Annotated in this window: 29 protein-coding genes; 1 reads left to right on the forward strand and 28 read right to left on the reverse strand. The window is 37.7% G+C overall.

From position 1 onward, the window contains the following. Positions 1–60: 60 nt before the first annotated feature. From rng to H4J76_RS09555, 23 genes are all read right to left on the reverse strand, one after another. On the reverse strand, positions 61–1,527 hold the full coding sequence (gene rng, locus H4J76_RS09445; protein WP_182175473.1) for a ribonuclease G: 1,467 nt from the start codon (positions 1,525–1,527) through the stop codon (positions 61–63). After that, complete coding sequence (locus H4J76_RS09450; RefSeq protein ID WP_182230495.1) at positions 1,524–2,141, reverse strand: nucleoside triphosphate pyrophosphatase; 618 nt, start codon at positions 2,139–2,141, stop codon at positions 1,524–1,526. Before H4J76_RS09450 ends, rng begins: the two co-directional genes overlap by 4 nt. Positions 2,142–2,177: 36 nt before the next feature. Then, a complete protein-coding gene (gene mreD / locus H4J76_RS09455) occupies positions 2,178–2,657 on the reverse strand; it encodes a rod shape-determining protein MreD (RefSeq protein ID WP_070375567.1) in 480 nt (159 codons plus the stop codon). Then, positions 2,644–3,564, reverse strand: a complete 921-nt coding sequence (mreC, locus tag H4J76_RS09460; RefSeq protein ID WP_070375566.1) for a rod shape-determining protein MreC — start codon at positions 3,562–3,564, stop codon at positions 2,644–2,646. Before mreC ends, mreD begins: the two co-directional genes overlap by 14 nt. Before the next feature lie 136 nt (positions 3,565–3,700). Further along, on the reverse strand, positions 3,701–4,744 hold the full coding sequence (locus H4J76_RS09465) for a rod shape-determining protein (protein ID WP_070375565.1): 1,044 nt from the start codon (positions 4,742–4,744) through the stop codon (positions 3,701–3,703). Between the two features lie 713 nt (positions 4,745–5,457). Continuing rightward, positions 5,458–5,997, reverse strand: coding sequence for a PEP-CTERM sorting domain-containing protein (locus H4J76_RS09470; protein WP_182230496.1), 540 nt, complete (start codon positions 5,995–5,997; stop codon positions 5,458–5,460). A 182-nt stretch (positions 5,998–6,179) separates the two neighbouring features. After that, positions 6,180–6,650, reverse strand: a complete 471-nt coding sequence (locus tag H4J76_RS09475) for a pilus assembly PilX N-terminal domain-containing protein (RefSeq protein ID WP_182230497.1) — start codon at positions 6,648–6,650, stop codon at positions 6,180–6,182. Next, positions 6,640–7,476 (reverse strand): PilW family protein, encoded by an 837-nt coding sequence (locus H4J76_RS09480; protein WP_182230498.1) that lies wholly within the window; start codon positions 7,474–7,476, stop codon positions 6,640–6,642. Before H4J76_RS09480 ends, H4J76_RS09475 begins: the two co-directional genes overlap by 11 nt. Further along, on the reverse strand, positions 7,476–8,075 hold the full coding sequence (locus H4J76_RS09485; RefSeq protein WP_182230499.1) for a prepilin-type N-terminal cleavage/methylation domain-containing protein: 600 nt from the start codon (positions 8,073–8,075) through the stop codon (positions 7,476–7,478). The genes H4J76_RS09480 and H4J76_RS09485 overlap by 1 nt, the downstream gene beginning before the upstream one ends. Beyond that, positions 8,065–8,553: a prepilin-type N-terminal cleavage/methylation domain-containing protein gene (locus H4J76_RS20160; protein ID WP_310734072.1), complete on the reverse strand. Its 489-nt coding sequence runs from the start codon at positions 8,551–8,553 to the stop codon at positions 8,065–8,067. The genes H4J76_RS09485 and H4J76_RS20160 overlap by 11 nt, the downstream gene beginning before the upstream one ends. 27 nt (positions 8,554–8,580) lie before the next feature. Continuing rightward, complete coding sequence (locus H4J76_RS20165) at positions 8,581–9,069, reverse strand: prepilin-type N-terminal cleavage/methylation domain-containing protein (protein ID WP_182230500.1); 489 nt, start codon at positions 9,067–9,069, stop codon at positions 8,581–8,583. Positions 9,070–9,238: 169 nt separating this feature from the next. Next, the gene (locus H4J76_RS20170; protein WP_182230501.1) at positions 9,239–9,733 is read right to left on the reverse strand and encodes a type II secretion system protein; all 495 of its coding nucleotides are present in this window, start codon (positions 9,731–9,733) and stop codon (positions 9,239–9,241) included. A 44-nt stretch (positions 9,734–9,777) separates the two neighbouring features. Beyond that, on the reverse strand, positions 9,778–10,374 hold the full coding sequence (locus H4J76_RS09505) for a type II secretion system protein (RefSeq protein WP_182230502.1): 597 nt from the start codon (positions 10,372–10,374) through the stop codon (positions 9,778–9,780). A gap of 139 nt (positions 10,375–10,513) precedes the next feature. Next, positions 10,514–11,047: a hypothetical protein gene (locus H4J76_RS09510; RefSeq protein ID WP_182215548.1), complete on the reverse strand. Its 534-nt coding sequence runs from the start codon at positions 11,045–11,047 to the stop codon at positions 10,514–10,516. A 139-nt stretch (positions 11,048–11,186) separates the two neighbouring features. After that, positions 11,187–12,422, reverse strand: coding sequence for a type II secretion system F family protein (locus H4J76_RS09515; protein ID WP_182215549.1), 1,236 nt, complete (start codon positions 12,420–12,422; stop codon positions 11,187–11,189). 14 nt (positions 12,423–12,436) lie between these two features. Continuing rightward, positions 12,437–14,152 (reverse strand): GspE/PulE family protein, encoded by a 1,716-nt coding sequence (locus H4J76_RS09520; RefSeq protein ID WP_182215551.1) that lies wholly within the window; start codon positions 14,150–14,152, stop codon positions 12,437–12,439. A gap of 2 nt (positions 14,153–14,154) precedes the next feature. Then, the gene (locus H4J76_RS09525) at positions 14,155–15,309 is read right to left on the reverse strand and encodes a lipopolysaccharide assembly protein LapB (protein ID WP_182230503.1); all 1,155 of its coding nucleotides are present in this window, start codon (positions 15,307–15,309) and stop codon (positions 14,155–14,157) included. Next, positions 15,306–16,214, reverse strand: a complete 909-nt coding sequence (locus H4J76_RS09530) for an ExeA family protein (RefSeq protein WP_182215554.1) — start codon at positions 16,212–16,214, stop codon at positions 15,306–15,308. The genes H4J76_RS09525 and H4J76_RS09530 overlap by 4 nt, the downstream gene beginning before the upstream one ends. A gap of 12 nt (positions 16,215–16,226) precedes the next feature. Further along, positions 16,227–17,936: a pilus (MSHA type) biogenesis protein MshL gene (gene mshL, locus H4J76_RS09535; RefSeq protein ID WP_182230504.1), complete on the reverse strand. Its 1,710-nt coding sequence runs from the start codon at positions 17,934–17,936 to the stop codon at positions 16,227–16,229. 14 nt (positions 17,937–17,950) lie between these two features. Further along, the gene (locus H4J76_RS09540; RefSeq protein WP_182215557.1) at positions 17,951–18,292 is read right to left on the reverse strand and encodes a hypothetical protein; all 342 of its coding nucleotides are present in this window, start codon (positions 18,290–18,292) and stop codon (positions 17,951–17,953) included. Beyond that, positions 18,285–18,983: a hypothetical protein gene (locus H4J76_RS09545; RefSeq protein WP_182215559.1), complete on the reverse strand. Its 699-nt coding sequence runs from the start codon at positions 18,981–18,983 to the stop codon at positions 18,285–18,287. The genes H4J76_RS09540 and H4J76_RS09545 overlap by 8 nt, the downstream gene beginning before the upstream one ends. Continuing rightward, the gene (locus tag H4J76_RS09550) at positions 18,976–19,581 is read right to left on the reverse strand and encodes a PilN domain-containing protein (RefSeq protein WP_182230505.1); all 606 of its coding nucleotides are present in this window, start codon (positions 19,579–19,581) and stop codon (positions 18,976–18,978) included. The genes H4J76_RS09545 and H4J76_RS09550 overlap by 8 nt, the downstream gene beginning before the upstream one ends. After that, positions 19,581–20,486, reverse strand: a complete 906-nt coding sequence (locus tag H4J76_RS09555) for an MSHA biogenesis protein MshI (RefSeq protein ID WP_182230506.1) — start codon at positions 20,484–20,486, stop codon at positions 19,581–19,583. Before H4J76_RS09555 ends, H4J76_RS09550 begins: the two co-directional genes overlap by 1 nt. Before the next feature lie 115 nt (positions 20,487–20,601). On the opposite strand from H4J76_RS09555, the gene H4J76_RS09560 reads away from it, so the two are divergent. Next, positions 20,602–21,534: a 1-aminocyclopropane-1-carboxylate deaminase/D-cysteine desulfhydrase gene (locus tag H4J76_RS09560; RefSeq protein ID WP_182230507.1), complete on the forward strand. Its 933-nt coding sequence runs from the start codon at positions 20,602–20,604 to the stop codon at positions 21,532–21,534. 139 nt (positions 21,535–21,673) lie between these two features. Here H4J76_RS09560 and rplI read toward each other — a convergent pair whose 3' ends face one another. From rplI to rlmB, 5 genes are all read right to left on the reverse strand, one after another. Next, the gene (gene rplI / locus H4J76_RS09565) at positions 21,674–22,126 is read right to left on the reverse strand and encodes a 50S ribosomal protein L9 (RefSeq protein ID WP_182175428.1); all 453 of its coding nucleotides are present in this window, start codon (positions 22,124–22,126) and stop codon (positions 21,674–21,676) included. Positions 22,127–22,146: 20 nt separating this feature from the next. Continuing rightward, the gene (gene rpsR, locus H4J76_RS09570; RefSeq protein ID WP_070375547.1) at positions 22,147–22,374 is read right to left on the reverse strand and encodes a 30S ribosomal protein S18; all 228 of its coding nucleotides are present in this window, start codon (positions 22,372–22,374) and stop codon (positions 22,147–22,149) included. A gap of 58 nt (positions 22,375–22,432) precedes the next feature. Further along, positions 22,433–22,723 (reverse strand): primosomal replication protein N, encoded by a 291-nt coding sequence (gene priB, locus H4J76_RS09575; protein WP_083277989.1) that lies wholly within the window; start codon positions 22,721–22,723, stop codon positions 22,433–22,435. Positions 22,724–22,760: 37 nt separating this feature from the next. Beyond that, positions 22,761–23,180, reverse strand: a complete 420-nt coding sequence (gene rpsF / locus H4J76_RS09580; RefSeq protein WP_070375545.1) for a 30S ribosomal protein S6 — start codon at positions 23,178–23,180, stop codon at positions 22,761–22,763. Positions 23,181–23,423: 243 nt separating this feature from the next. Next, positions 23,424–24,176, reverse strand: a complete 753-nt coding sequence (gene rlmB, locus H4J76_RS09585) for a 23S rRNA (guanosine(2251)-2'-O)-methyltransferase RlmB (RefSeq protein ID WP_070375544.1) — start codon at positions 24,174–24,176, stop codon at positions 23,424–23,426. Positions 24,177–24,204: the final 28 nt, after the last annotated feature.

The following is a 24,204-nucleotide window of genomic DNA, read 5'->3' on the forward strand; positions in this document are numbered from 1 at the left end:
ACTATAAACCTAAGTTTAAGTAACAATAAGACCCTATTGGCCTTTATCGATAGTTTTTAATTACATCATAATCACATCAAACTGCTCTTGATTATACATGGTTTCTGTCTGAACTTTAATTTGCTTACCGATGAAAACTTCTAACTCAGCAAGGTGATGATATTCATCATTAATTAGTGATTCACTTACTGCAGAAGAAGCATAAACAGTAAATTTATCTGAATCATAGGCGCGATTTACTCGTACTATTTCACGCAAAATTTCAAAACAAACGGTTTCAACAGTTTTTAAATGCCCTCGACCTGAACACACTGAACATTCGCCACATAATATATGTTCTAAACTCTCTCGGGTACGTTTACGGGTCATTTCTACTAAGCCGAGCTTAGAAAACTTACTAATACTGTATTTAACATTATCTTTCGCCATCGCTACATCTAAACTGTGTAACACACGTTTTTGGTGCTCGGCACTGTTCATGTCAATAAAATCGACAATAATGATGCCACCTAGATTTCTCAGTCTCAACTGTCGAGCAATGACTTGTGTGGCTTCTGAATTAGTATTAAAAATAGTTTCTTCTAGATTACGATGGCCGACAAATCCACCGGTATTTATATCAATCGTGGTCATCGCTTCGGTTTGATCAATAATTAAGTAACCACCCGACTTCAATTCAATTCTTCTATGCAACGCTCTTTGTATCTCATTTTCGACATCAAACAAGTCAAAGATTGGTCGCTCCCCTGGGTAATTTTCTAAAAAAGGGGTTAAATTAGGGACAAATTCTTCGGTAAATTCCCGCAACTGCTCAAAAGTCAGTTTTGAATCGATACGAATTCGTTCAAGATCAATACCAACAAAATCACGGAGTACACGAAATGCTAATGAAAGATCTTGATAGATAGGCGCTTTCATTTGCTTTCTTTTTTTACGGTCTTGCACTTTTTTCCAGACACGACGTAAAAATTCAGCATCATGTTTTAATTCTTTTTCATCAGCACCTTCAGCAGCCGTTCGAACAATAAAGCCGTGTTCCTCACTACAATATGGCGTAATAATATCTTTGAGACGATTGCGCTCTTTTGAAGATTCAATACGTTGTGATATGCCCGCATGATTAGCATTTGGCATTAACACCAAATATCGAGCGGCTACGGTAATATCTGTGGTTAAGCGCGCTCCTTTGGTGCCCAGTGGATCTTTAATGACCTGAACCACAATTTGCTGGCCTTCATGCACTAACGCTCTAATGTCAGGTACGTGGTCAGCGGGCAAATCGTCATTACTAATAATGAGTTTAGTGTTGATGTCTGAAGCATGTAAGAACGCGGCTTTTTCTAAATTAATATCAATAAAGGCTGCTTGCATACCCGGTAAAACCCGAATAACTTTACCTAGATAAATATTGCCAACCAAACCACGACGAGATTCACGTTCAACATGAACTTCTTGCAATACGCCATTTTCTATTAGCGCAACTCGAGTTTCACTTGGGGTTACATTAATCAGTAATTCACCGCTCATAAAATTTCTCCGTCGCTGAGGGGGCTTGCTTGGTCTTGAACAGGGGTAGGTAAACCTAACTCAGCCAATAATTTTGCTGTTTCATATAAAGGTAAACCGACTACAGCAGAATAACTACCTTTAATTTGTGTCACAAATTGTCCACCAATACCTTGAATACCGTACGAGCCTGCTTTATCTTGAGGTTCACCGGTATGCCAGTAGCGCTTAATTTCTTCAACAGACAATTTTTTAAAGGTAACATCCGTAGAAATAACCGCGGATAATATTTGTTTGTTTTTTACAACGGCAATGGCGGTCAGTACTTGGTGAGTGTTGTTTGATAACATTAGCAGTTGTTGACAGCATGCTGCAATATTCTCCGGTTTACCAAGAATATGATTGTCGAAAATAACGCTAGTATCAGAACCGAGCACGACACTGCCTACTACTTGATTTTTTGAGACTACCGTCGCTTTTTCAATCGCCAAACGTAACACATAATCGCTTGGTGATTCATTGTCGATGATGCTTTCATCGATATCAGCAGAAATAGTTTGAAATTGATAACCCAGTTGGCTAAGTAATTCTTTTCTTCGTGGTGACTGTGACGCTAAAATTAAAACAGGCTTCATAGAAAAATTACTCAGTTAACGGGTCAATAACAGGGGTTAAGTAATACGAAAGTGACGACGTACTTTTCTTAATAATAAAAACGCCCAAGGCCACAGTACAATCGTTGTGATCACCGGATATAAATAACTAGGTAGGAACACGGCATCAGTTAAAAACCGTTGCATCCAAAAAACAATTAAATGATATAACGCCGATAAAACACCAACAATGAGTGATTGTTGCCAAACAGAGAAATTTCTAATTTTTTGAAAGTTGCCCGCGATAATATAAACAGCAAGGGCCATCGCCATCGTGTGCACACCGAGAATAGACCCCAGTAAAACATCAAGTAATAAGCCAACAAAACCAGCGGTTATAACATTAACACGCGCGGGTAAGGCTAAGCACCAGTATACTAATACCACTAACACCCAGTCTGGACGAAAAACATCAATACTCTGGGGTAATGGCATAATGCTGGCGATTAAAGCGATAACCGTAGTAAAAATAATAATCAAAAGGTTACGTATCGACATTATTTAGTCCTGTGTTATCTTCACTTTTTTTATTATCAGGTACGTTTGGTGTTACTACTTTTTGCGAAGGCGCAAAAATCTCTGATGCTTTTTCAGGCCACAGCAATAATAAATAGCGTAATCGATCAATTTTAGCGACCGGCTGACTTTGTACTAAAGCAAAGGCATTTGCATCATTCTGTGAAACTTTGGTCACTCGTGCAACAGGATACCCTTCAGGGTACTTATCACCAAGACCTGAAGTTACTAATAAATCACCCGTGCGAACATCCGTACTGTGTTGCACAAAATTATGGGTTAATCTGTCTATTTGTCCTGTTCCTGAAGCGACTAAACGCACACCATTTCGACTAACTCTAACAGGTACGGCGTGAGTGACATCAGTAATTAAAATAACCCGACTACTATTAATACCCACATGTAATACTTGCCCAACAATACCTTCATCGTCAATAACAGGTTGACCTTCAAAGACACCATCATCACTGCCACGGTTAATAACGACTTGCTGACTATACGGATCAGAGTCGACTGATATTATTTCAGCGACCATTTTCTTTACTTCACCACGTATCGGCGACGCCAGTAATAAACGCAACCGCTTATTTTCTTTCTTGATAATTTCAAGTTCTAATAGTTGTTGATGAAAACGCAATTCTTCAACTTTATATTGCTGGTTATCACTGAGTAGTTGTCGCCGCGTAACAATATTTTCGGCAGCCCAAGTCATGACTTGCTTAGGAGTCGTCGCTAAATACTGTAAGGGGCTGACCAGAGACTGTAAATAACCTCGAATATTTTCAAAGCTATTCATTTTGTGATCGAAAAAAATTAAAGACACAGAACAAAACAGCACCAACAAGAGTCGGTGCTGAGGGGAAGGGCCATGTTTAAATATTGGATTCATATAAACCTAAAATTTATTTAGGGAATGGTCATCGTTAAGCTACATAGGTAAATTTAAGTAATAGATACAAGATGACATCAGTCAATAAGTACTTCTACCCGCTAAATTTACCCTACAACGACAGACGGAAGGTTACTTATTCATAAGAGAATAAATCGCCGCCGTGCATATCAATCATCTCAAGCGCTTTACCACCACCAAGAGCCACACACGTAAGTGGATCATCAGCAACGACAACAGGAATGCCAGTTTCTTCCATTAATAAACGATCCAAGTCACGTAATAATGCGCCACCACCAGTAAGTACCATACCACGTTCTGAAATGTCAGAGGCTAGTTCTGGTGGCGCTTGCTCTAAAGCAACCATAATAGCACTAACAATGCCGGTTAGTGGTTCTTGTAGTGCTTCTAATATTTCATTGCTGTTCAACGTAAAACTACGAGGAACACCTTCAGCTAAGTTACGGCCACGTACTTCAATTTCTAATACTTCTTCACCTGGGTAGGCTGAACCAATTTCATGTTTAATACGCTCAGCGGTTGCTTCGCCAATTAAACTACCAAAGTTACGACGTACGTAATTGATAATGGCATCGTCAAACTTATCGCCACCGATACGTACAGAAGAAGAATAAACCACACCGTTCAATGAAATAATACCGACTTCAGTGGTACCACCACCAATATCAACTACCATCGAACCTGTAGCTTCTGAAACTGGCATACCTGCACCAATAGCCGCAGCCATTGGTTCGTCAATAAGATAAACTTCACGGGCGCCAGCACCAAGTGCAGACTCACGAATAGCGCGACGTTCAACTTGAGTAGAACCGCAAGGAACACAAACAAGTACACGAGGACTTGGGCGTAAAAAATTATTACTGTGAACTTGTTTAATAAAGTATTGCAGCATTTTTTCAGTAACAAAAAAGTTAGCGATAACACCATCTTTCATTGGGCGAATAGCTTCAATATTACCTGGCGTTCTGCCCAGCATTTGTTTTGCAGCAGAACCTACTGCGGCTACACTTTTTGAACCACCAGAGCGGTCTTGGCGAATAGCAACTACCGAAGGCTCATTCAAAACGATGCCTTGGTCTTTTACATAAATAAGAGTGTTCGCCGTTCCTAAATCTATTGATAAATCATTAGAAAACATGCCGCGTAATTTTTTAAACATAAGATCTAAATATCCTAAAGTGTTATAAAAAGAGAATTAATCTCTTTTATTCTCAACAAAGCATTGAGTTAATCAATGAGCATTTTGTCAAGTTTGTTAATAATATATTATATGGGCTAATCATACCTGAGTGTTTCAAATTTGTGTTGTTTGAATGATAAAAAACATCACTTTTTTAGCATATTTTTAATGACTAAGCCAAAATTGAGGGAATTGTTAATCAATAATGTATTAAATCCCTCATTCTTGTTAAAAAGTCATAGTAACATTTTCTCGATTTGGACAAAATGTTACAATTGCACAATTACGTTTATCGGTTGTGTTACTTACTTTTGCGGTGCAGTTACACTTTCGCCAATCTTTAGTCTTGTATTCAACACCAATAGTTCCCTAATTATTACCATAAAATGACAAAAATATTTTTACACTCGCCGCGAATTAAAAATCAATCTTTTTGGATAACCTATTTAATAAATTTCAGCATTTTACCACGAGATTACCATGCTAATTAATCATATTTATCGGTGAATAAAATTTCATGATGACTAATGAATAAAGATGAATGTTCGGCTTAAAAGCCAACTGTTTTTTATCGGCACATCTTTTCAAATAAATTTAGCGAGCCTAATATAGGTCCTATATAATTATTTTAAGGCAATAAAAAGCCCCGTATTGACGAGGCTGTTTTTAATTTTATTTACTGCGTATTCAAATTATTTAATCGCGCGTTTTCTCAAAGATAAAGCGATTAACGCAATAGCAAAAATCATAATGGTTGATGGTTCAGGTACCGGTAATATTGGCCTGCTGGCAATATTACGTACATAAAACGTATCATTTTCTTCATAAACATAACCATCTGCACCTTTAATACCAACTTTAACAGTAAAGTCTCCAGTATCAACATGTACGAAGTGTGAATTCCAGTAGGCAACTGATTGAATTATTTCCCCATTGCGTTGAAAATCACCCAATGTAAGTTCAGTGAACAATTGCTTTATATCGTTATCAATAATAGCCATCCAACCAAGGTGTACTGTCGGGTCCTCAAATATATTATCTACCCATTCATCGGTAGTTGGGTCAATACCAGAAAAGTTAGTTGTACTAATCGGTGCAGCCCAAGTCCAATCATAACCTTTATAAGTAATATAAGTGTCATTAGCCAAATCAGTTTTAATATAGCCAGCAAAAGAAATACTAGAAAAGAGCAAAAGAAATGGCACAATTAATTTAAACGCAAATTTTATCATTATAAAACCTCAATTAATGAAAAACGACACAGTACAACACACATCAATTTGCATATTGCATGCCAACAAAAAATAAACGCTTAAAAACAACAGGATAAGCTATATATAAATTAATTAAAAAAGTAAACTGTAAAAAAAACTAACACTTTATCTACAACAGCACATAAAGCTTATTAATAAGTCTATAAACTACGAGCTTCTACTTCGATGATTCTTGAAGTGACTTCACCATCAATGTCACACTGCCCAACACTTGTAATAGTATAGTATCGAACACCATCGTGAAGAAAGTCATTACATTCGATTGGATTTATAATATAACAGCCTTGTAAGCCCGAGGTATTATCGATTGTCGGCGGTACATGGCTTACATCATTACATGCTTGCTCAGTGCTACTCATTAAACCAACAGGAAATAACTGTGCTAACTGCCACTGAACACCTGTTTGTGCTGCCGTATAAGCACGAGTTCCTAATACTTCAAACGTAACATTTTGTTGACTTGATGCTAAAATCTTAACTAAGGCTGCACCAAGAAGCGACATAACAACAATAATAAAAATAGCGATGACTAATGAGCTACCTTGATATTTTTTCAGACTTGTCCAGCTACAAAATGATGAAGATACTCGGTTTTGTTTATTATGGAACATTTGGCACCTGTATTTCGTTACTAAAAATTATATTTTCCAAATTTATAAAAAAATCTAACTTGATCAAAACCAAACCATTTCGTCGTAATGTGACGTCTACAACTCTAAAAGGTAATACAGTCTTTTCAAGATGCTCAGCCATTAAACTCCAATTATCTTCAATTCCGTTGTTGCTGCGAATCGGAGTGTTGTCAGTGGCAGAGTTTGCATAGTTTTTATATCGATATAAGTTACCACTTTCAAGACAATAAGCAATTGCCGTCTCTATAAAGTAAAGACGATTAGTTGGCGAATCGGCACCAAATAATACAAATGTATCTAACGTTAAAATAACTTCGGGGGTGCTATCATTAAGTTCACTTTTGCTTAACAAAGGAGAAAGTGAATCAAAGTCAGCGATCACTCCATTGGTGTTGTTATATATATCATCAGCGTTAAGTGCATATATTGAAATTTGTCTACTGTCGTCAACTAAAGCACTGGTAAAAGGTGCCAATGTTATTTTATTAGATGGTTGCTCAGGCGCTACAGGAATATCTAAATAGATCGCACTTTGAGCAATAGGCGTAAACTCCAAACATTGTTTATCAACACCACTTACAACACGAACACTGTTGGGTAGTGCATTTCTCACTTCACGATTCAACCTTTCAACAACAAATCGAGCTGTTGAGATTAACTCTTCGCGATCAACGGAGTCAGTATAACTTTGTGTACCGAAGCGAATAAAACTGGTTATGCTGACAGCGACAATACCTAAAATCACCATGACCGCAACTAATTCAACTAAAGTAAAGCCCTTCTGTTTAAATGGAGACCTAGACATTAGAAGTTAGCCTTATAAGCTGCAAACACAAAATCAAAATTTTGGGGGGTGGTAATAGTAACTGTAATAAGTTTTGCTGTGTAATTAGAGGTATTTAAATTACCGTTTGAGATACCATCGTAATCACCATCATTAATAACAGTTACACTAAGTTGGTAACCTATATAAATATCTTCCGAGGACTCGCCCAGTGAGTTTTGGATAACAATTAATCCGTTATAATCATCAACATCATCATATGATTCACGTTGATCAGACTCTTCATTTTCTAATAGATTAGAGCAGGTGTTTTCGCCATCTTCCTCTTTAATATCTCCGTCATTATTAATGTCATCACCACAACGGTAAAAGCCTCCAGACATATCTGATTTTTCATCAAACGCCTTACCTAAGATTTCATTAATCATCGACTGTCCCAATTCAACAGCTCTAATTTGGTGGACTTGCTCCGCACTTTGATTGGCTAATGGATAAATCAATGTCGTAAAAATAGAAAAGGATATCGATAATACGACGATACCTATAATAGTTTCAACTAGAGTAAAGCCTTGTTGTAATGACGAAACTGATTTTATTGTTTCTTTTGGCTTAGAGTGCATGAATGTAGCCCTCTGACTCAATACGCACTTTCAATAACTGCTCACCAGAAATTGTAATATCACAAGGTTGATTACAACCTTGTGGTCGTCCCATATCGTCAAAAGAAAAATTAAGCCCTGAAGGACTAAAGGTTATATTGTCGTTAATATCGATTTCAACTAAAGTGGCTCTTTTTTTGGTTTGATCAACAAATATTGGGGGTGTATCACAAGTTGCCTTGCCAAGTTTATTTGAAGTGACAATAAGTTGATGACAAGGATCGTTAACTTGTTGCATGGAACGAGTTTGAATTAAACGAAGTTTAGTAATAACCTCGCTACGGTATGTATATTCAGAAAAGCCATTTGATGTGAAAAATTTAGGTACTGCAGTTGCTAAAAGAATACCTAAAATAATAATAACAATGACTAATTCAATGAGAGTGAAGCCACGATTAAACTTTCTCAGAATATTTGCACTCGATTTATTATAAGTCAATAGTAGCTCCTCACCTTGCCTTATACTTTAAATACACTTATTAATAATATATTGCGGTGGAGTGTTAGCATCGGCTGCCCTTATATAGTAAGTGATGCATGGGTCCGATGTTCTTGTTGGTGCGGTGATTTCATCGCGGTATATGGCAACAACTCTTCCTGTGGTTCCACCAAGTGCTCTATATTTAAAATTATCACCTATACTAAGTATACGTTGCCACTCACCAACATTTGCTACCGGATAACCATAATTAAGAGATAATTCACCATCATTATTGAGACCTCCGCCATCATCAATATTAACAGTTCCTGTCGCCTCATTATGATTTCCTTTTACCAAAGACTTGCTGTGAATAAGTGCTGCAGAACTTTGCATCGCAGCTCTCACGCCTTCTAATGTTGCAGTTTGAGCATCAGCTTTAAGATCGATGAATTTTGGTGCTACTGTTGCGGCTAAAACACCGAGAATAACAATAACAACCACAAGCTCGATTAAGGTAAACCCTTTTGAGTTCATGATATTTGACCTTTACTATTTTTATAACTCTTTCTAAAAAAGTTTACCTTATGGATTGAGTACTGACCATTACTCATTAATTATCTGATCAATTTTAGCGAGTGTCGAAAGGTTGAATCGTTAAAACAAAAAAGGAGAGTAAATACTCTCCTTTTTGTTAAACTAAAACTTATGTGCAACCAGCACTACTCAATGTAACGGTTATTACAGGACGTGTATTATTATCAGCTGCATTTGCATAAGACAACTGACAGTTAGCGGGAACTGATGCAGCTGAATGCTGAAAGATAGCAGGACTCGCGGCTGTTCCTGTTATCTCTGTGTCTAGTTCTAATAGTTCAGCAACACCAAAACCATTAGTTGTAGTACCATCAGCATCCCCAGCACCTGCCGCAGAAGGATAACCATCTTCTAAGGCATAAAATACTGTTCCAATTGAAAATTCACCTGTGGCAGCTGTTTGGGCAGTGACTAACGCTTTTGAATGCGCTAAATCGATTGCACTGTTAAGACTACCTTGGACTCCACGCATTACTGATTCTTTCGCATCTCCAGTCAAATCAATAAACTTAGGTGCTGCCGTTGCCGCTAAAATACCTAAAATAACGATAACGATAACTAATTCAATTAACGTAAAACCGGCTTGCTTTTGTAATTTTTTCATAATTTACCTTTTAATTTAATTTTAAATTCTTATCTATCTAACGATTAGTTTATTACTGCAATATTAATCTCTACACGACTAGTCGCAGGATAATAGGTAAAATTGTTGCCTATATTTGCTACACCCGGGTCAACAAAAGCACCCGTTGTTGCGTCTTTATTCAATGTTTCTGTTAAATAATAAATACAATGTGAGTCAGCGACATCACCTGTTTCAGCAACAATATAATTTGTTGTACTGTCTGAGTTAGTAAATGTTTCTAGTGTTGGAGGTTGTTGAAAAATATTATCCCAAATTTCTTTACAGTTCGCTGCGTCGAAGCCACCACCTAATGTTGCCCCATCGGTTAAACCCGTTACATAACCAGGACGTACACCTGCTGCTTCAGTGGTTAATGTTAGACTCACACCATCATAAACTGTGGTGTTATTTGTGCCAGTAGTCGTGCGCCCTTCAGCTTCCCACTGAGCTCTAGCTAGAGAAATACCCGTTGCAAAACCACCTGCCATACCTTCGATATTGGCTTGTTTAGCTTGATCAGTTAAATCAATAAATTTAGGAATGGCCGTTACCGCTAAGAAACCTAAAATAACCACAACAATGACTAATTCAATGAGTGTAAAACCTGCTTGTTTTTTCATCACAACCTCTTCTATCGTTTTGCTAGCGCTTTGACTAGTGTTATAAATTGATTCTAACAACGATTTACTAATAAAGTCACTTACTTAGTGTACTTTTATAGCATTATTAACGTATATAAAACAAATTCAATGTTTTTTATTAATGTATTTTTATTTCAGTAACCTTACCGTTGCTTGGGTGATATTCAAAATATTCACCCGAAGGTAAGCTATATTGGCAAAGATATTTTTGTTGCTGCCCCACTTGATTAGTTTTTATATTGACTATTACTGCTGAAATAGGCTGTTTTATATAAATCATAGGTGTTGCTAACACTTGTTGCCATATTTTCTGACACTCGTTTTCATTACTTAGGTTATTTACAGTTGCTATATCAACCCAACCCAATTTGTTTACGGCAATGCGATTATTTTCGCGATCGCCATTGACTGCTGTTGCTTCTTTGATCAAGACCCAGTTGGGTTTATTATCCATAAACCATTGCGCATGAATACCTATAACTCGTGCGGAAAATGTATTGGCAACAGAATCAAAACCTACACGGGATAAATGCTGCTCTTGTTTAAAAAAATAATAGAGGAATGTCGACATAAGTAAGCCAATCATAGCGAGTATGATCAGATTTTCAGCTAACGACTTACCCTTTTTAGCACTTACCTGTTGTAATGTCATATTATAACTAATTTAGTCCATAAAAATTATTAGGCTATAAATACCTCAACGATTAAATCAACCAGCTAAATTGATCTACGTTTCAAGTCATAGGCTCATTACATTGATAATAATCAAACGTAACAATTAAAGACAAACACTATTTACCTTTAAAGGCCGACATCATGTCCCACATTGGAGTAAATATACCCAATGCAAGCACCAATACCATAGCGGCAACAATAGCGATCATTATCGGCTCAATACGAGCCGTTAACGTACTCAGTTCGTAATCAACCTCGCGTTCATAGTAATCACCAACTTCTTCTAGAAGCTCGTCTACTCGACCGGTTTCTTCACCAACAGCCACCATTTGTAAAACGAGAGGCGTAAATAACTTACTGGCATTGGCTGAGCGCAATAAACTATCTCCACTTTCAATACCACCGCGCATGGCTAAAATTTTATCTCGCATATAAGTGTTATCTACGGCGTCTGCAACTAAGGTCAATCCTGTTGTTAAAGGAACACCGGCTTTAAGTACAATGGCAAATGTATGGGAAAATCGTGACAGAATAGACCGTTCAATCACCCCTCCGACAACCGGTAATTTTGTTTTTAGTCGGTCCCATAAATACATACCACGTTCAGTTTTTAAATAATTTTTTAGGCCAAAGAAGCCAAATACACTTCCTACAAGCAGATGAGGCCAGTAGTTTAAAAAGAAATTCGAACTGGCAATTAGCATTTTTGTAGTCACGGGTAAGTCAGCGCCTAATTTTGCAAACATATTTGCAAATGTAGGGACAACAAAAATATTCAAAATGACCATAGCAATCACAATGGCGCCGAGGACAAAACTTGGATAACGTAAGGCGGTTTTTATTCGTTTACGGGTGTCTTGCTCTCGTTCAAGATAATTGGCCAGCTTTAAGAACGAACCATCTAGCTGTCCGGTATTCTCGCCAACATGGACTAACGAAACAAATAGAGGTGAGAAAAGCTTAGGGTATTTACTTAAAGCGGTTGAAAGGGTGTAGCCCCCTTCTAATTGACTACCAATATCAGTTAAAGCAACTTTTAATTTATCAGATGTACTTGATTCTGCCATACCGTTGATCGCGCGTAATATTGGCACACCCGAACGAACAAGTGCATACATTTGTCGACAAAAGACAATGAGTTCATCCAGTGATATAACAGAAAAGCCCAGTAAATCACCAATATCTATATTTGCTATATCTGTTGAACTGCTATCTTTTGATTTATTAATAGCAACGGGAATAATGCCTTGACGTGACAATTGCTCAGCAACCGTATTAGCGTTTGTTGCTTCTATTGTCCCTTTAACTTGTGAGCCGCTAGCATTTCTGCCTACGTAACTAAATATAGCCATAAGTAAGTCTACTCTTAACCCTGAACGTCAATACTATCAACTAAACGAAGTACTTCTTCTGCGCTAATAATACCCTGTTTAGCATAATTAAATGCCGCTTGTGCTATCGGTGTGAAAGTAGGATTAGCTTTTGCTAATTCAGTGAATGCTTCAGCATCATCACGTTTTAAAGCCGCCATCATCGAATCATTCATTTCTAATAATTCGAATACACCTATACGTCCTTTATAACCTGTATACTGGCATGACTGACAGCCACGACCTTTTTTATAATTGGCTGTTGTGGCTTCATCACCAGCAAGATGAGTAAGCCACATCATTTCTTGACTGTCTGGCGAATGGTCTTCAAGGCAATATTCACAGACCTTGCGCACTAAACGTTGTGCAATCACCGCGCGTAATGAACTACCAACAAGAAAACCCGCTGCGCCCATATCAATTAATCGTAAGGCACTGGTAATGGCATCATTGGTATGCAGTGTTGATAGCACTAAGTGACCTGTTAATGCGCCACGCAAACCAATTTCGACCGTTTCTTGATCTCGCATTTCGCCAACCATAATAATATCGGGATCTTGACGAAGTGCAGTACGTAACACGGTTGAAAAATTTAAATTGATTTTTGGTGCTACTTGCACCTGATTTATCCGAGGTAGACGATATTCTACTGGGTCTTCCACGGTAATAATTTTTTTACTCGCTTGGTTAAGTTCGGTTAACGCGCCATATAAAGTTGTTGTTTTACCACTACCTGTTGGCCCTGTAACTAGCACCATACCATGTGGCCGGGTAATTTGGTGACGAACACGGGCGACTAAGTCGGCAGGCATTCCAATTTTATCAAGAGACAGCAAACCTGCAGACTGGTCAAGTAATCGCATAACGACCGATTCACCGTACTGTACTGGCATAGTAGACATACGCACATCAATATTATGGCCTTTAATTTGAAGATTAAAACGGCCATCTTGTGGTAAACGTTTTTCTGAAATATCTAAGCCAGCCATTAGTTTCAATCGTAAAACCATAGCTGAGGCAATTTTATTTTCTTTTAATATATTTTCTTGTAATACTCCATCTATTCGCTGACGAATGCGCAATAGATTTTCATCTGGCTCAATATGGATATCAGAGGCACGCATCTGCACCGCATCTTCAAAGACCGATTGTAATAATTTACCAACCGTTGCATCACCGCTGTCATCTGAAAATGTTGATGATAAATCGAAATCAGTGGTTTGTTCATACTCTTCTTCTAACTGACTGGCGAATGATTCAATATCTGCTGTGCGTCGATACAAGCCATCAAATGCTTGATAAAGCTGTGATTCCATGACTACAGCAAGGTTTATTTTTTTCGGAGCAAGCATTCTTTCAAGCTGGTCTAGACCACTTAAATCAGCAGGGTCGCTCATCCCTAGCAAGACACTTTCACCTTGATCTTCAATGATTAACGCGCGTAAACGACGTGCATGAACTTCTGGTAATAATGACGCGACTTCATTGGGAATACGACGTTGGCTAATATCTAAGAAAGGAACATTAAGCTGTTGCGCTAAGAACTCTTGTAATTGACGCTCGCCGATGTGGCCAAGTTCAATTAAGGTATCACCTAGTTTTCGTCCTGTCGCTTTCTGGCTATTCAGTGCCTGCATTAATTGTTCATTAGTAATGATATGCTCGTGTACTAATAAATCGCCTAGGCGCATTTTTAATTTAGGTGCTGCCATAATTATTCTCCCAACTCGATAATACGCTGACGGGCAAAATTCTCAGCGCTTGCAGATAACCCTGTTTTAGTTAATGCGTTTTGATACGCTGTACTTGCTTGCTTAAATTCACTATTACTGTCCAAAGCTACGCCTAAGCCTAACCACCATCGCCCCGAAGTAGGTTCGATATTAACTAAAATTTGGTAGGCTTGTGCAGAAAATGTGAATTCCTTAAGTTGCTGCGCTGTTGTTGCGCGTAAACTCTGATATTCGACATTAATAACATCATTGACATTCGGCATATTATTTAAAGTGGCGAATGCTTGTTGTAGTCTGTTTTGCTGTAAATAAATTCGAGCTTGCATCACCCGAAATTCGCTATCATCAGGGGATAAGTTAATGCCTTGAGAAAGTAAGTTTAACGCAGCAGCATAAGATTGACGGCCAAACCATAAAGCCGCTAAATGTTTTCTCGCTGTTTTATGTGTTGGCAGAACTAATAATACATCTTCGAACATAGTTTCTGCTTTAGAAATATCATTGTTGGCAAGCGCTTGCTCAGCACGTTTTAATTTTTGCTCAGCAAGTTGATAAGGCGTTAGTGCTTTTCGAGATATTGTTAATGTTGATTTTTTCGCTACTGGCGCTAAAGAGTCAATTGACGCTTGTTGAATATTTGAGTCATTCACTAAGCCACTATTTTTTGTCTCTGGTGCATCAATCTTACTGGGCGCTTCTTCGGTTGTAATATTCTGAGACAGAGTTTCAGCTAAATTAGCTTGGTTTAAGTCAACTTGAATTAGCTGTTCTCTTTTCAAATTATTATTCAAACTAGCCTGTTTAGATGCTACAACGCTATTTTGGGTCATGTTTACTGGTTCAGTGCTGTTCGGTGGTTGCGCTAAGTGTTCACTTATTACGACTTGATCTTGCTCGGCTTTTTTCCCAACTCGATTGATTTCTGAAGAATTAGACATTTTTAATGTTTGGTTTTCAACATACATTTGCCAAACAAAAATACCGCAAATGTTTAATAAAATAATGACCAGTAAACTGATAAAAACAGTTTTTTTATTTAAGGACGCTGAAGAAACAGGTACGGTAAAATCACTCGAACCTTGTTGTTCAGCTTTACGCTGATCTAAATCTTTTAACATCTGGTTAATTACGCTCAAGCTATCACTCCATAATTTTTTAAAACATAGACGATTAAGATGGCTGAAATGATCAGACCCGTAATACTTAAATAGCCTTTAACATTGCTCGCTTGAGTTGTTGCTTCGGTATCTTCTATCGCTACAGATAAATGCTTGTTCGTTATCTGATATTGACCTTGGCCATAACTTAACATCAACATTTTATGACATAACACATTAACTAAACGTGGGATCCCTAAACTAACTTTCGCCACCTTCTTCGATATGGCGGCACTAAATAAAGAAGCACCTTTATAGCCAGCAACTTGCATACGATGTTGAATATAACGTTGAACTTCTGGCGCTGTCATCGCACGTAATTTATAAGAAAAAGTGATACGTTGCTTTAACTGCCTAAATCTTTTCGTCGCTAAGCGCTCATCTAATTCTGGTTGTGCGAACAGCACAACTTGCAAAAGTTTACGTGTTTCAGTTTCCAAATTAGTAAATAAGCGTAAAGCCTCAAGGCTTTCTTCTGGTAAAGCTTGTGCTTCATCAAGTATAAGCACTACCGAATGACCGGCTAAATGAAGTTCTAATAATCGCTGTTGAATACGTTGAGTAAGCAATTGCACTGACATTCGCTGTGCTTGTTTGATACCTAATTCAACCGCCACCGCTCGTCGTAATTCATCAGGTTTTAAATAAGGGTTAGGAATATAAGCGGTTACAAAATGTTCAGGTATTTCATTAAGCAGTTTACGGCAAAGTAGGGTTTTACCCGTACCGACTTCACCGATAACTTTTATAAAGCCTTCACCTGTTTTTAGCGCGGTTAGTAAGACAGCTAACGCCTCGTTATGCGGCTCTAACCCTACATAAAATGCAGTATTTGGTGTTAATGTAAACGGAAGTTCCGTTAAACCAAAGTGGTAAAGGTACATAGATTTTAGCTATTATTCATTGTCGCTAGAATCATCAGACCTACCTTTTTCACTTTGAGAAAAATCATTTTCCTCAGGAAACCATTGTTTCAATAATGAGCGAGCATCTTGTAATTGATTTTTCCAAGTATCCTGGCCAATAACAATCGGCTTTAACATGATCACCAGTTCTTTTTTCTGGGTAGTTTCACTTTTACTTTTAAATAACTCTCCCATAAATGGAATATCGCCCAAAAAAGGTGTTTTTGAATCTAACATCACTTTACGTGTTTCTATTAACCCACCAATCACCACTATTTCACCTGATTTAGCACGAATAATAGTATCGGACTCACGTACGCTACTTTGTGCAAGTGGTAAAATTATTTCTTCACTGCCAAGTTTAATAACTTTAGTCTGCTCATCAGTTGAAGTAACTGAAGGATGAACATGAAGAATAACCTCACCATTACCATCTATTTGAGGGGTAACATCCAAAGCAATCCCTGAGAAAAAAGGGGTTAGGTTAATTTCAGGTGTAGTAGTAGTTGACGTACCGGTAGTCGTCGTACTTGAAACCTCAGTAACATAATATTCATCACCACCGACTTTAATTACCGCTTTTTGATTATTGGTAGCGGTAATTCTTGGGCTTGACAATACTTGAACATTTCCTTGGGTAGAGAGTAAATCTATAACGCCTGAAAAATCGTTATTGTTAATGGTAAGGTTACTTGTGCCACCAATAGTATTTGAAATAACATTGCCAGCGATGGAGCCAGACGTTGAAAAAGCTAAGTTAGTGCTACCAATACTGCCTAAAATTTGATCCCATTTAACACCTTGCTGATAATCATCGTTGAGCGTAACTTCCATAATCTTAGCTTCAATAATGACTTGGCGACGTAAATGAGTTTCTGTATCGTTAATAAAACTCTTAATGACTTTTATTTCATCTGGAAAAGCGCGAACAGTCACTAAGCCTGCTTGCGGAGAAACAAAAACTGAACGGCCTTCTTCAGAACCTACCAATACCGTTAGCGTTTCTTTTAATTCAGCCCAGAAGTCAGATGTGGTCTCAGTATAAATATTAATACCGCTACTTCCTTGCTGACTATTTTGGTTGTTTCCACCACCTGAATTACCAGAATTGTTTGAATTACCGTTTGAACTGTTATTTGAGTTATTACCACTACCTTGGTCATTTTCTGACACGCCACCAGAATTAATACTAGTACTCGACATGCCTGAGCGTTTAACAAACAAATAATTTAGTGGAATAGTTTCAGTGCGAATACCGGCTGGGTAAACTTGTACTATTTTGCCACTACGTCTAATTTCATAGCCATAAACCTCTTCAACAACATCAAGCACTTCATTAAGCGTACTGCTTTTCAAGTTCAAGGTAATCGTACCGCTTACGTCGGGATGTACAACAACGCTGTACGCTGACTCGTCGACTAAGGCTGCGAAAAACTCTTGTGCGCTAACATCGCTAGCGGCAATTTCTAAGCGTTTTTCTGCCAATAAACCCTCTCGAGCTTGGCTAACATTACGTTGCATTAATTCTTGCTGAATAGCATTTGGCACTTGTTGCAATGCTTTAGGCGCAGGCTTACTCGATTCTTCAATCGCTTTGTCTAGTGCATTAATCATTTCAGTTGGTTTATCTGGCGCCGTTTGACAACCAAACAAAGTTAACAGTAAGGTGAAACAATAAAATTTTCTTTGAGTGTTTTTCATTTGATCATATCTTTTCATTTTGATTTAACCACGACACTAGAAAAAACACTGAGCTTTAAGCGTTTTTCTGCTGAACGTAAGACCACGCTGGTATTGTTCACAGCTACTAATTCATACTGGCGAATAAAATCACCTATTTTTAACACTTGGCCATTAATAACAGCTGTGTGTACTTCTACACCATGAATAATACTTTCTAATATTAATTCTGCTTTCGGTGTCGTTTGAGCTTTGCTCATTGATGAAAAATCAGTACCTGAAAGCGGTTTAGTTGGGTCAACATCTTGAGCGTTAACCACAATAGAAGTCAGCAAAATTATAAAAAAAATACTGTTGAAAGTTAAGATTTTAAACACCTATAAACTCCCGTTTAGTACTTAAGCTGTACATTTCTATTTCTAACTCACTCACTGGGTATTCTTTTAGCTGGTAAGTAAACTCTTGCCAAAAAAACTTCCAAGATAATGCTTCCAGCTGTGTTAAGTAGTCACGTAATTGAAAGTAACTACCGCTGAGTTTAATTTTTATCGCATGACGATAAAGTATCAATTCTGGCTGGTCAGAGCTAACGACAGCCGTTTTAGTGCCATCACCGGTAACCGCAGTCGCTGTACTAGCGATGTTCATCGGCTGTGCAGCAATAACTTGAAATGATTGTAAAGAAACACCTTTCTGGGTTTTTAATAACTGCATTAACGCGTAACGCATTTGAACAGGGTCTATTAAGTCTGAGGTAAGTTTTAATAAATTTACATCAACCTTATTTAATTTATCTTTATATTGTGAGATTTGCTTATTTAATGATTCGTTAGGATCTTTTGACAAGCCTTCTTCAAAAATTAATATAGAAGCTTTCGCTGTTCGATTGTCGTTGTTCACTTGTATAATTTGCTTATCAAGCTTAACAATCTTTAGCGCGTTATCATCAATAAAGAAGTTATGAATAATAAATATAATGGCAACTAACCCAGTTAATAACACCATATATTGTTCACGAGGAGTAATCGTTAAATATTTTTCACTATACGCTTGCCATTGTTTATTCATCGGCGCCTCCGGTCTTTGATTTAGAACTAACTAAAAATTCGGTAAGCTTTTGCTCATTTTCGTTAAGAGAAAAATTAATAAATGATTTACCTGATAAAAACTTTGATGTTTCAAATTTAGCTAACCATGCGGGTACCGCTTCTGGCGTTCGCGCCACACCAGAAAACGTTAAATCTTGATAAGTAATATTAACATGCTGCAAACTAATGTCTTTATGATGCATTAAAGACAGTTCTGTCATCGATGAGGCAAAACCTGCCACCGAAGTATGAGTGCGGTCAGTTAATTCATTCAATAGCACACTTTTATTTTTCAAAACAATTTTCAACATGGCTAGTTCTTCAAGCACTTTCACGTCTGCTCTGTTCGCTTTGAGCTTATCTTCTAGTTGAGCAAGTTGGTTATCTTGATTAGTTTTGATTTGAGAAAGCGCTACGTACTTAGCGGTCAATTCAGTTACTTGATAATGGTTAAAAAAAGTCCAAGACAGCATAAAGACGAGCACTAAAGACCAAAGCATAACAACGCGGGGTAAAGTCACCAGCACTTGTTTAGGCAATAAGTCTTGTTGTAGTAAATTAATTGAATTTTTTGCCATTATTTTATTGGCTCCATATTATTCAATTTTGTTGCTCCTAAGCTCACCGCAAACTCTCGTGCATGGTTAAAACCTTCAGGCATGGTGAATAAGTTCACAGCAACATTGGTGTTTTCAGCCAATTTACGTGCAAGCAACGCCTCATTAGCCATCGGCACAATAACTTCAATACTGCGTATAGGTGCTTGTTTTAATTGACGCTCAAAATAATCAGTTGAACGTTGAATTTCAAGGTTTAAATTATCAACAATACCAAATGATAACTCTTCTTCTGTTTTGGTTGCAATTTGAGCAAAGCCACGTAAACGACGAGAGAAAAATACTTTGCCTTGCTTAACGATCAGTAAAATTATTTCTTCGTTAGGTTGCTGACATACCATTAAACAGGCATCATCTTTCACTGGCAGTAAACTGGCAAAGGCGAATTCTTCTGTAGTAATCGACTTCAATATTAGCCCATCTTGATTGAGTGGACCAATCAAGGTTAATAATTCTTTTTTGGAAGCACAAACAACGTTTATTTTTTCATTGCCGCCAGAAAGTGTTGGACCGTCAAAATAATCGAGTACCATATCTTCTGGAGAATGGTTAACGAGATCTTTAATCTGCCATTTTAAAGCGGCGTTTAATTCATTATCAGGAATATTGGGTTTGTCGACTTGCAATATTTGGGTTTGTGATGAAGCCAGCACGAGATGACATTGCCCTTGCAATTGATACTTTTCTTTTTGAATTTTAATCTGTTGGGGATGTTCTGCCAATGACGAGTTAATTTGTTGAAACTGAGATTCCCCCTGTTCTGGACAGAAAAAAAAGGCAAAAGAATGCTGATGTAAACTTACACCTAACAAGTCTTTGGACTCAACTTTGGAGAAAAAATTATTTATTTTTTTAATAAGTGACATTTATCAATATTATTATTTATAGTCAGATGTCTATAAATCATTATCCCCTATTCCATTAAAGGCGCAAGTTTTTTATCGAGTAGTTATATTTAAGTAAAGAATAACATTACCTTTTATGAAAACAGAATCTCCTTTACAGAAAATCAGCCACCCTTTATTTGAGAGGCATCAACTCTCTGTTTCGATCAAACGGGACGACATTATTCATCCAATAATATCTGGCAACAAATGGCGTAAATTAAAATTAAACTTACACCACGCGCAAGCACATAACTATATCGGTGTGATAAGTTTTGGAGGCAGTTTTTCTAATCATATTCACGCCCTCGCCTTTGCTTGCCATCAGCAGGGGTTAAAAAGCATTGGTATTATTCGGGGTGAAAAGGAATATGCGAGTAACTTCACCCTCTCGATGGCGCAGCGATGGGGTATGGAACTGCACTTTGTTGACAGAAAATCCTATCGACTTCGTGAAAACAAGGAGTACTTAGCTCAATTACAACTCACATACCCTGACTATTTCATAGTGCCTGAAGGCGGCAGTAACACCTTAGCATTAGGTGGCGTTGGCGAAGTAATAGCTGAATTAAATCAACAATGTGAATTTGATACTTTAATAACACCTGTGGGTAGTGGTGGTACATTAGCCGGACTTATAAAAGCAGATAATAATCAGCATAATATTTTAGGGATTGCCGTATTAAAGCAAGACGGTTACTTAACAGAACAGGTAAATAGCCTGCTCGGTGATAATCTACATTTCAATAATTGGCAAATAATGCCAGAATTTCATCGTGGCGGTTATGCTAAATTTAGTAAAGAAGATGCGGAAAAAATATTAAGCTTCAGCCAACAAACAGGTTTTATTTTTGAACCTGTATATTCAGGAAAAATGATTCTAGCGTTATTAGACTTAATAAATCAGCAGTATTTTCCTAAAGGACATCGCCTGGTCTTATTACATACTGGTGGATTACAAGGTATTGGCGGTTTAATTGAACGAGGTTTACTTAATGCTAACGACTGGTGTATGCCTACTTTTGAATGATATTTTAGAGGGGGGAATTATTTTACAGTGGTAATTTTCAGGTGAAAATATTTATAGTATCGATAATAATAGGCAAAAAAATACCGCTATTCTTAAAAAGAAATAACGGTATTTTATCAACGTAATTTAGCGAACTAAATTAAGCTTCAGCGATAACAACAACTTTAATGTTAGTATCAACATCGTTGTGTAAGTGAATTGCGATTTCGAATTCACCCGTTTCACGGATTGTACCTAAAGGCATACGTACTTGAGCTTTCGCTACTTCAACGCCTGCTTCAGTAATTGCATCAGCAATATCTTTAGTACCGATAGAACCGAATAATTTGCCTTCTTCACCCGCAGATGATGCGATAGTGATTTCAGCCAATTCAACGATTTTAGCAGCTTTAGCTTCAGCAGCTTTTAAAGTTGCTGCTAATGCTGTTTCAATTTCAGCACGACGTGCTTCAAAATGTTCAACGTTAGCTTCAGATGCAAAAACTGCTTTACCTTGCGGTAATAAGAAATTACGTGCATAACCAGATTTAACTGATACCTTGTCACCAAGGCCGCCTAATTTGGCGATTTTATCAAGAAGTATTACTTCCATTTTCAAAACCCCTTTTTAGGTTACTTATGTAAATCAGTATATGGTAATAAAGCTAAGTAACGAGCACGCTTGATCGCACGACCAAGTTGACGTTGATATTTAGCGGCAGTACCAGTAATACGGCTAGGAACGATTTTACCACTTTCAGTGATATAGTTTTTCAGTGTAGCAATATCTTTATAATCGATAGAGGTAGCACCTTCCGCTGTGAAGCGGCAGAACTTACGACGTCTAAAAAAACGAGACATGGATTTCTCCTAAATATGGTGTCTTTATTGGGTAGATCAACCAACCAAAAAAACCACCTTAATTAATCATTTCAATATGTTGAGCATGTAAGACAAGAAGTGGGTTACCATTTCTTGATTCATGACGGTTTATAAAACCAGTCACTTTGAGCTTACTGCCCGCAATTAAATCACGAGTTAAGTTTTGTGACAGCTCACCTGTTGCGACAACCTGTATTCGGACAAATGCTTGTCGGTTCATGCCAGCTTCATTTTGTATGGACTTATGGTCCATTGAAAACTGACAATGCTGAATACCTGCAGGGCTTGTTGATTTTTTCGGTGGTTTTACCACTTCACCTACCAACACAAGGCAATTCTCATAAAGAGAGTTTGTCACGAGTTACTTATTCGCTCGCAGCTTCTTCTGTAGTTTCAGTAGCAACTGGTGCTTCTGTAACAGCTGGAGCATCTTTCTTAACTTCGCGGCGATCGTCGCGACGTTCTTCTTTAGCAGCAGCCATTGCTGACGCTTCTGTTACTGCGTCTTTAGTACGCATGATCATGTTACGAATAACAACATCATTGTAACGGAAAGCTGTTTCAAGCTCATCAATAACTGCTTGTGGCGCTTCAATGTTTAATAAAACATAGTGTGCTTTGTGCAATTTATTGATTGGGTATGCTAATTGGCGACGGCCCCAGTCTTCAAGACGGTGGACTTTGCCTTCAGCAGCATTGATCAAGTCTGTATAGCGCTGGATCATGCCAGGTACTTGTTCACTCTGATCAGGGTGAACCATAAATACGATTTCGTAATGACGCATTACGAGCTCCTTACGGTTGTAGCCTCATTAGCTGGCTCAGCCAAACACCAGAAAGAGGCAAGGAACAAAAAGTTCGGGCTGAATTAAGGTCGCGAAGTGTAGTAAATATAAGCAGCGAAGGCAAGATAAATATAAGGATACAGGGCAATAAACAAAAAAATCACCAAGAAAATGACTTCTTTGATGATTTTATTGGGATTTAAAGCTGTGGAGCAACTTAACTAGCATTAATGTAGGTAAGCATTAACGGCGTTGGCGTACTATTTCAAACAAACAAATGCCGGTAGCAACAGAAACATTTAAACTTGAAACACTGCCAGCCATAGGTAATTTCACTAATTGATCACAGTTTTCACGGGTTAATCGACGCATACCTTTACCTTCTGCGCCCATCACTAATGCCATTGGGCCAGCTAATTTCTCATCGTATAAACAATGATCTGTTTCTCCTGCTGTACCAATAATCCAAACACCATTGTCTTGCAACTGTTTCATCGTACGTACTAAATTTGTCACTTGTACCAATGGCACGGTTTCAGCCGCACCAACAGCAACCTTACGCACTGTTGCTGTTAGGCGGGCCGCATTATCTTTTGGAACAATAATAGCCTGTACACCAGCCGCATCTGCATTTCTAAGACACGCACCAAGATTATGAGGATCAGTGACACCATCAAGAATTAATAAAAAGGGTGTTTCATCTTTTTGTTTGGCTTGGGCTAGAATATCAACGAGATCATTTTCGGTGTACGTTTTTCCTTGAGTAATACGTGCTAAGACGCCTTGATGCTGTTCACCATCACTTTTTTCATCAAGGACCTTACGGCTAACAAGCTGGGTGGATATGTCATACTTTTTTGATAAATTAATGATCGTCATTAACCGTTCATCTTCACGACCTTTTAATAAAAAAAGCTCAATAAAGCGTTCTGGAGCACGTTTAATTAATTCATTAACAGCATGAATACCAAATACTAATTCGTCTTGTTTTGCCATGTTATTCTCTTTTCAACTTCTTCTTTAA

Source organism: Colwellia sp. BRX9-1 (genome assembly GCF_014077195.1).
GTDB lineage: Bacteria > Pseudomonadota > Gammaproteobacteria > Enterobacterales > Alteromonadaceae > Colwellia_A.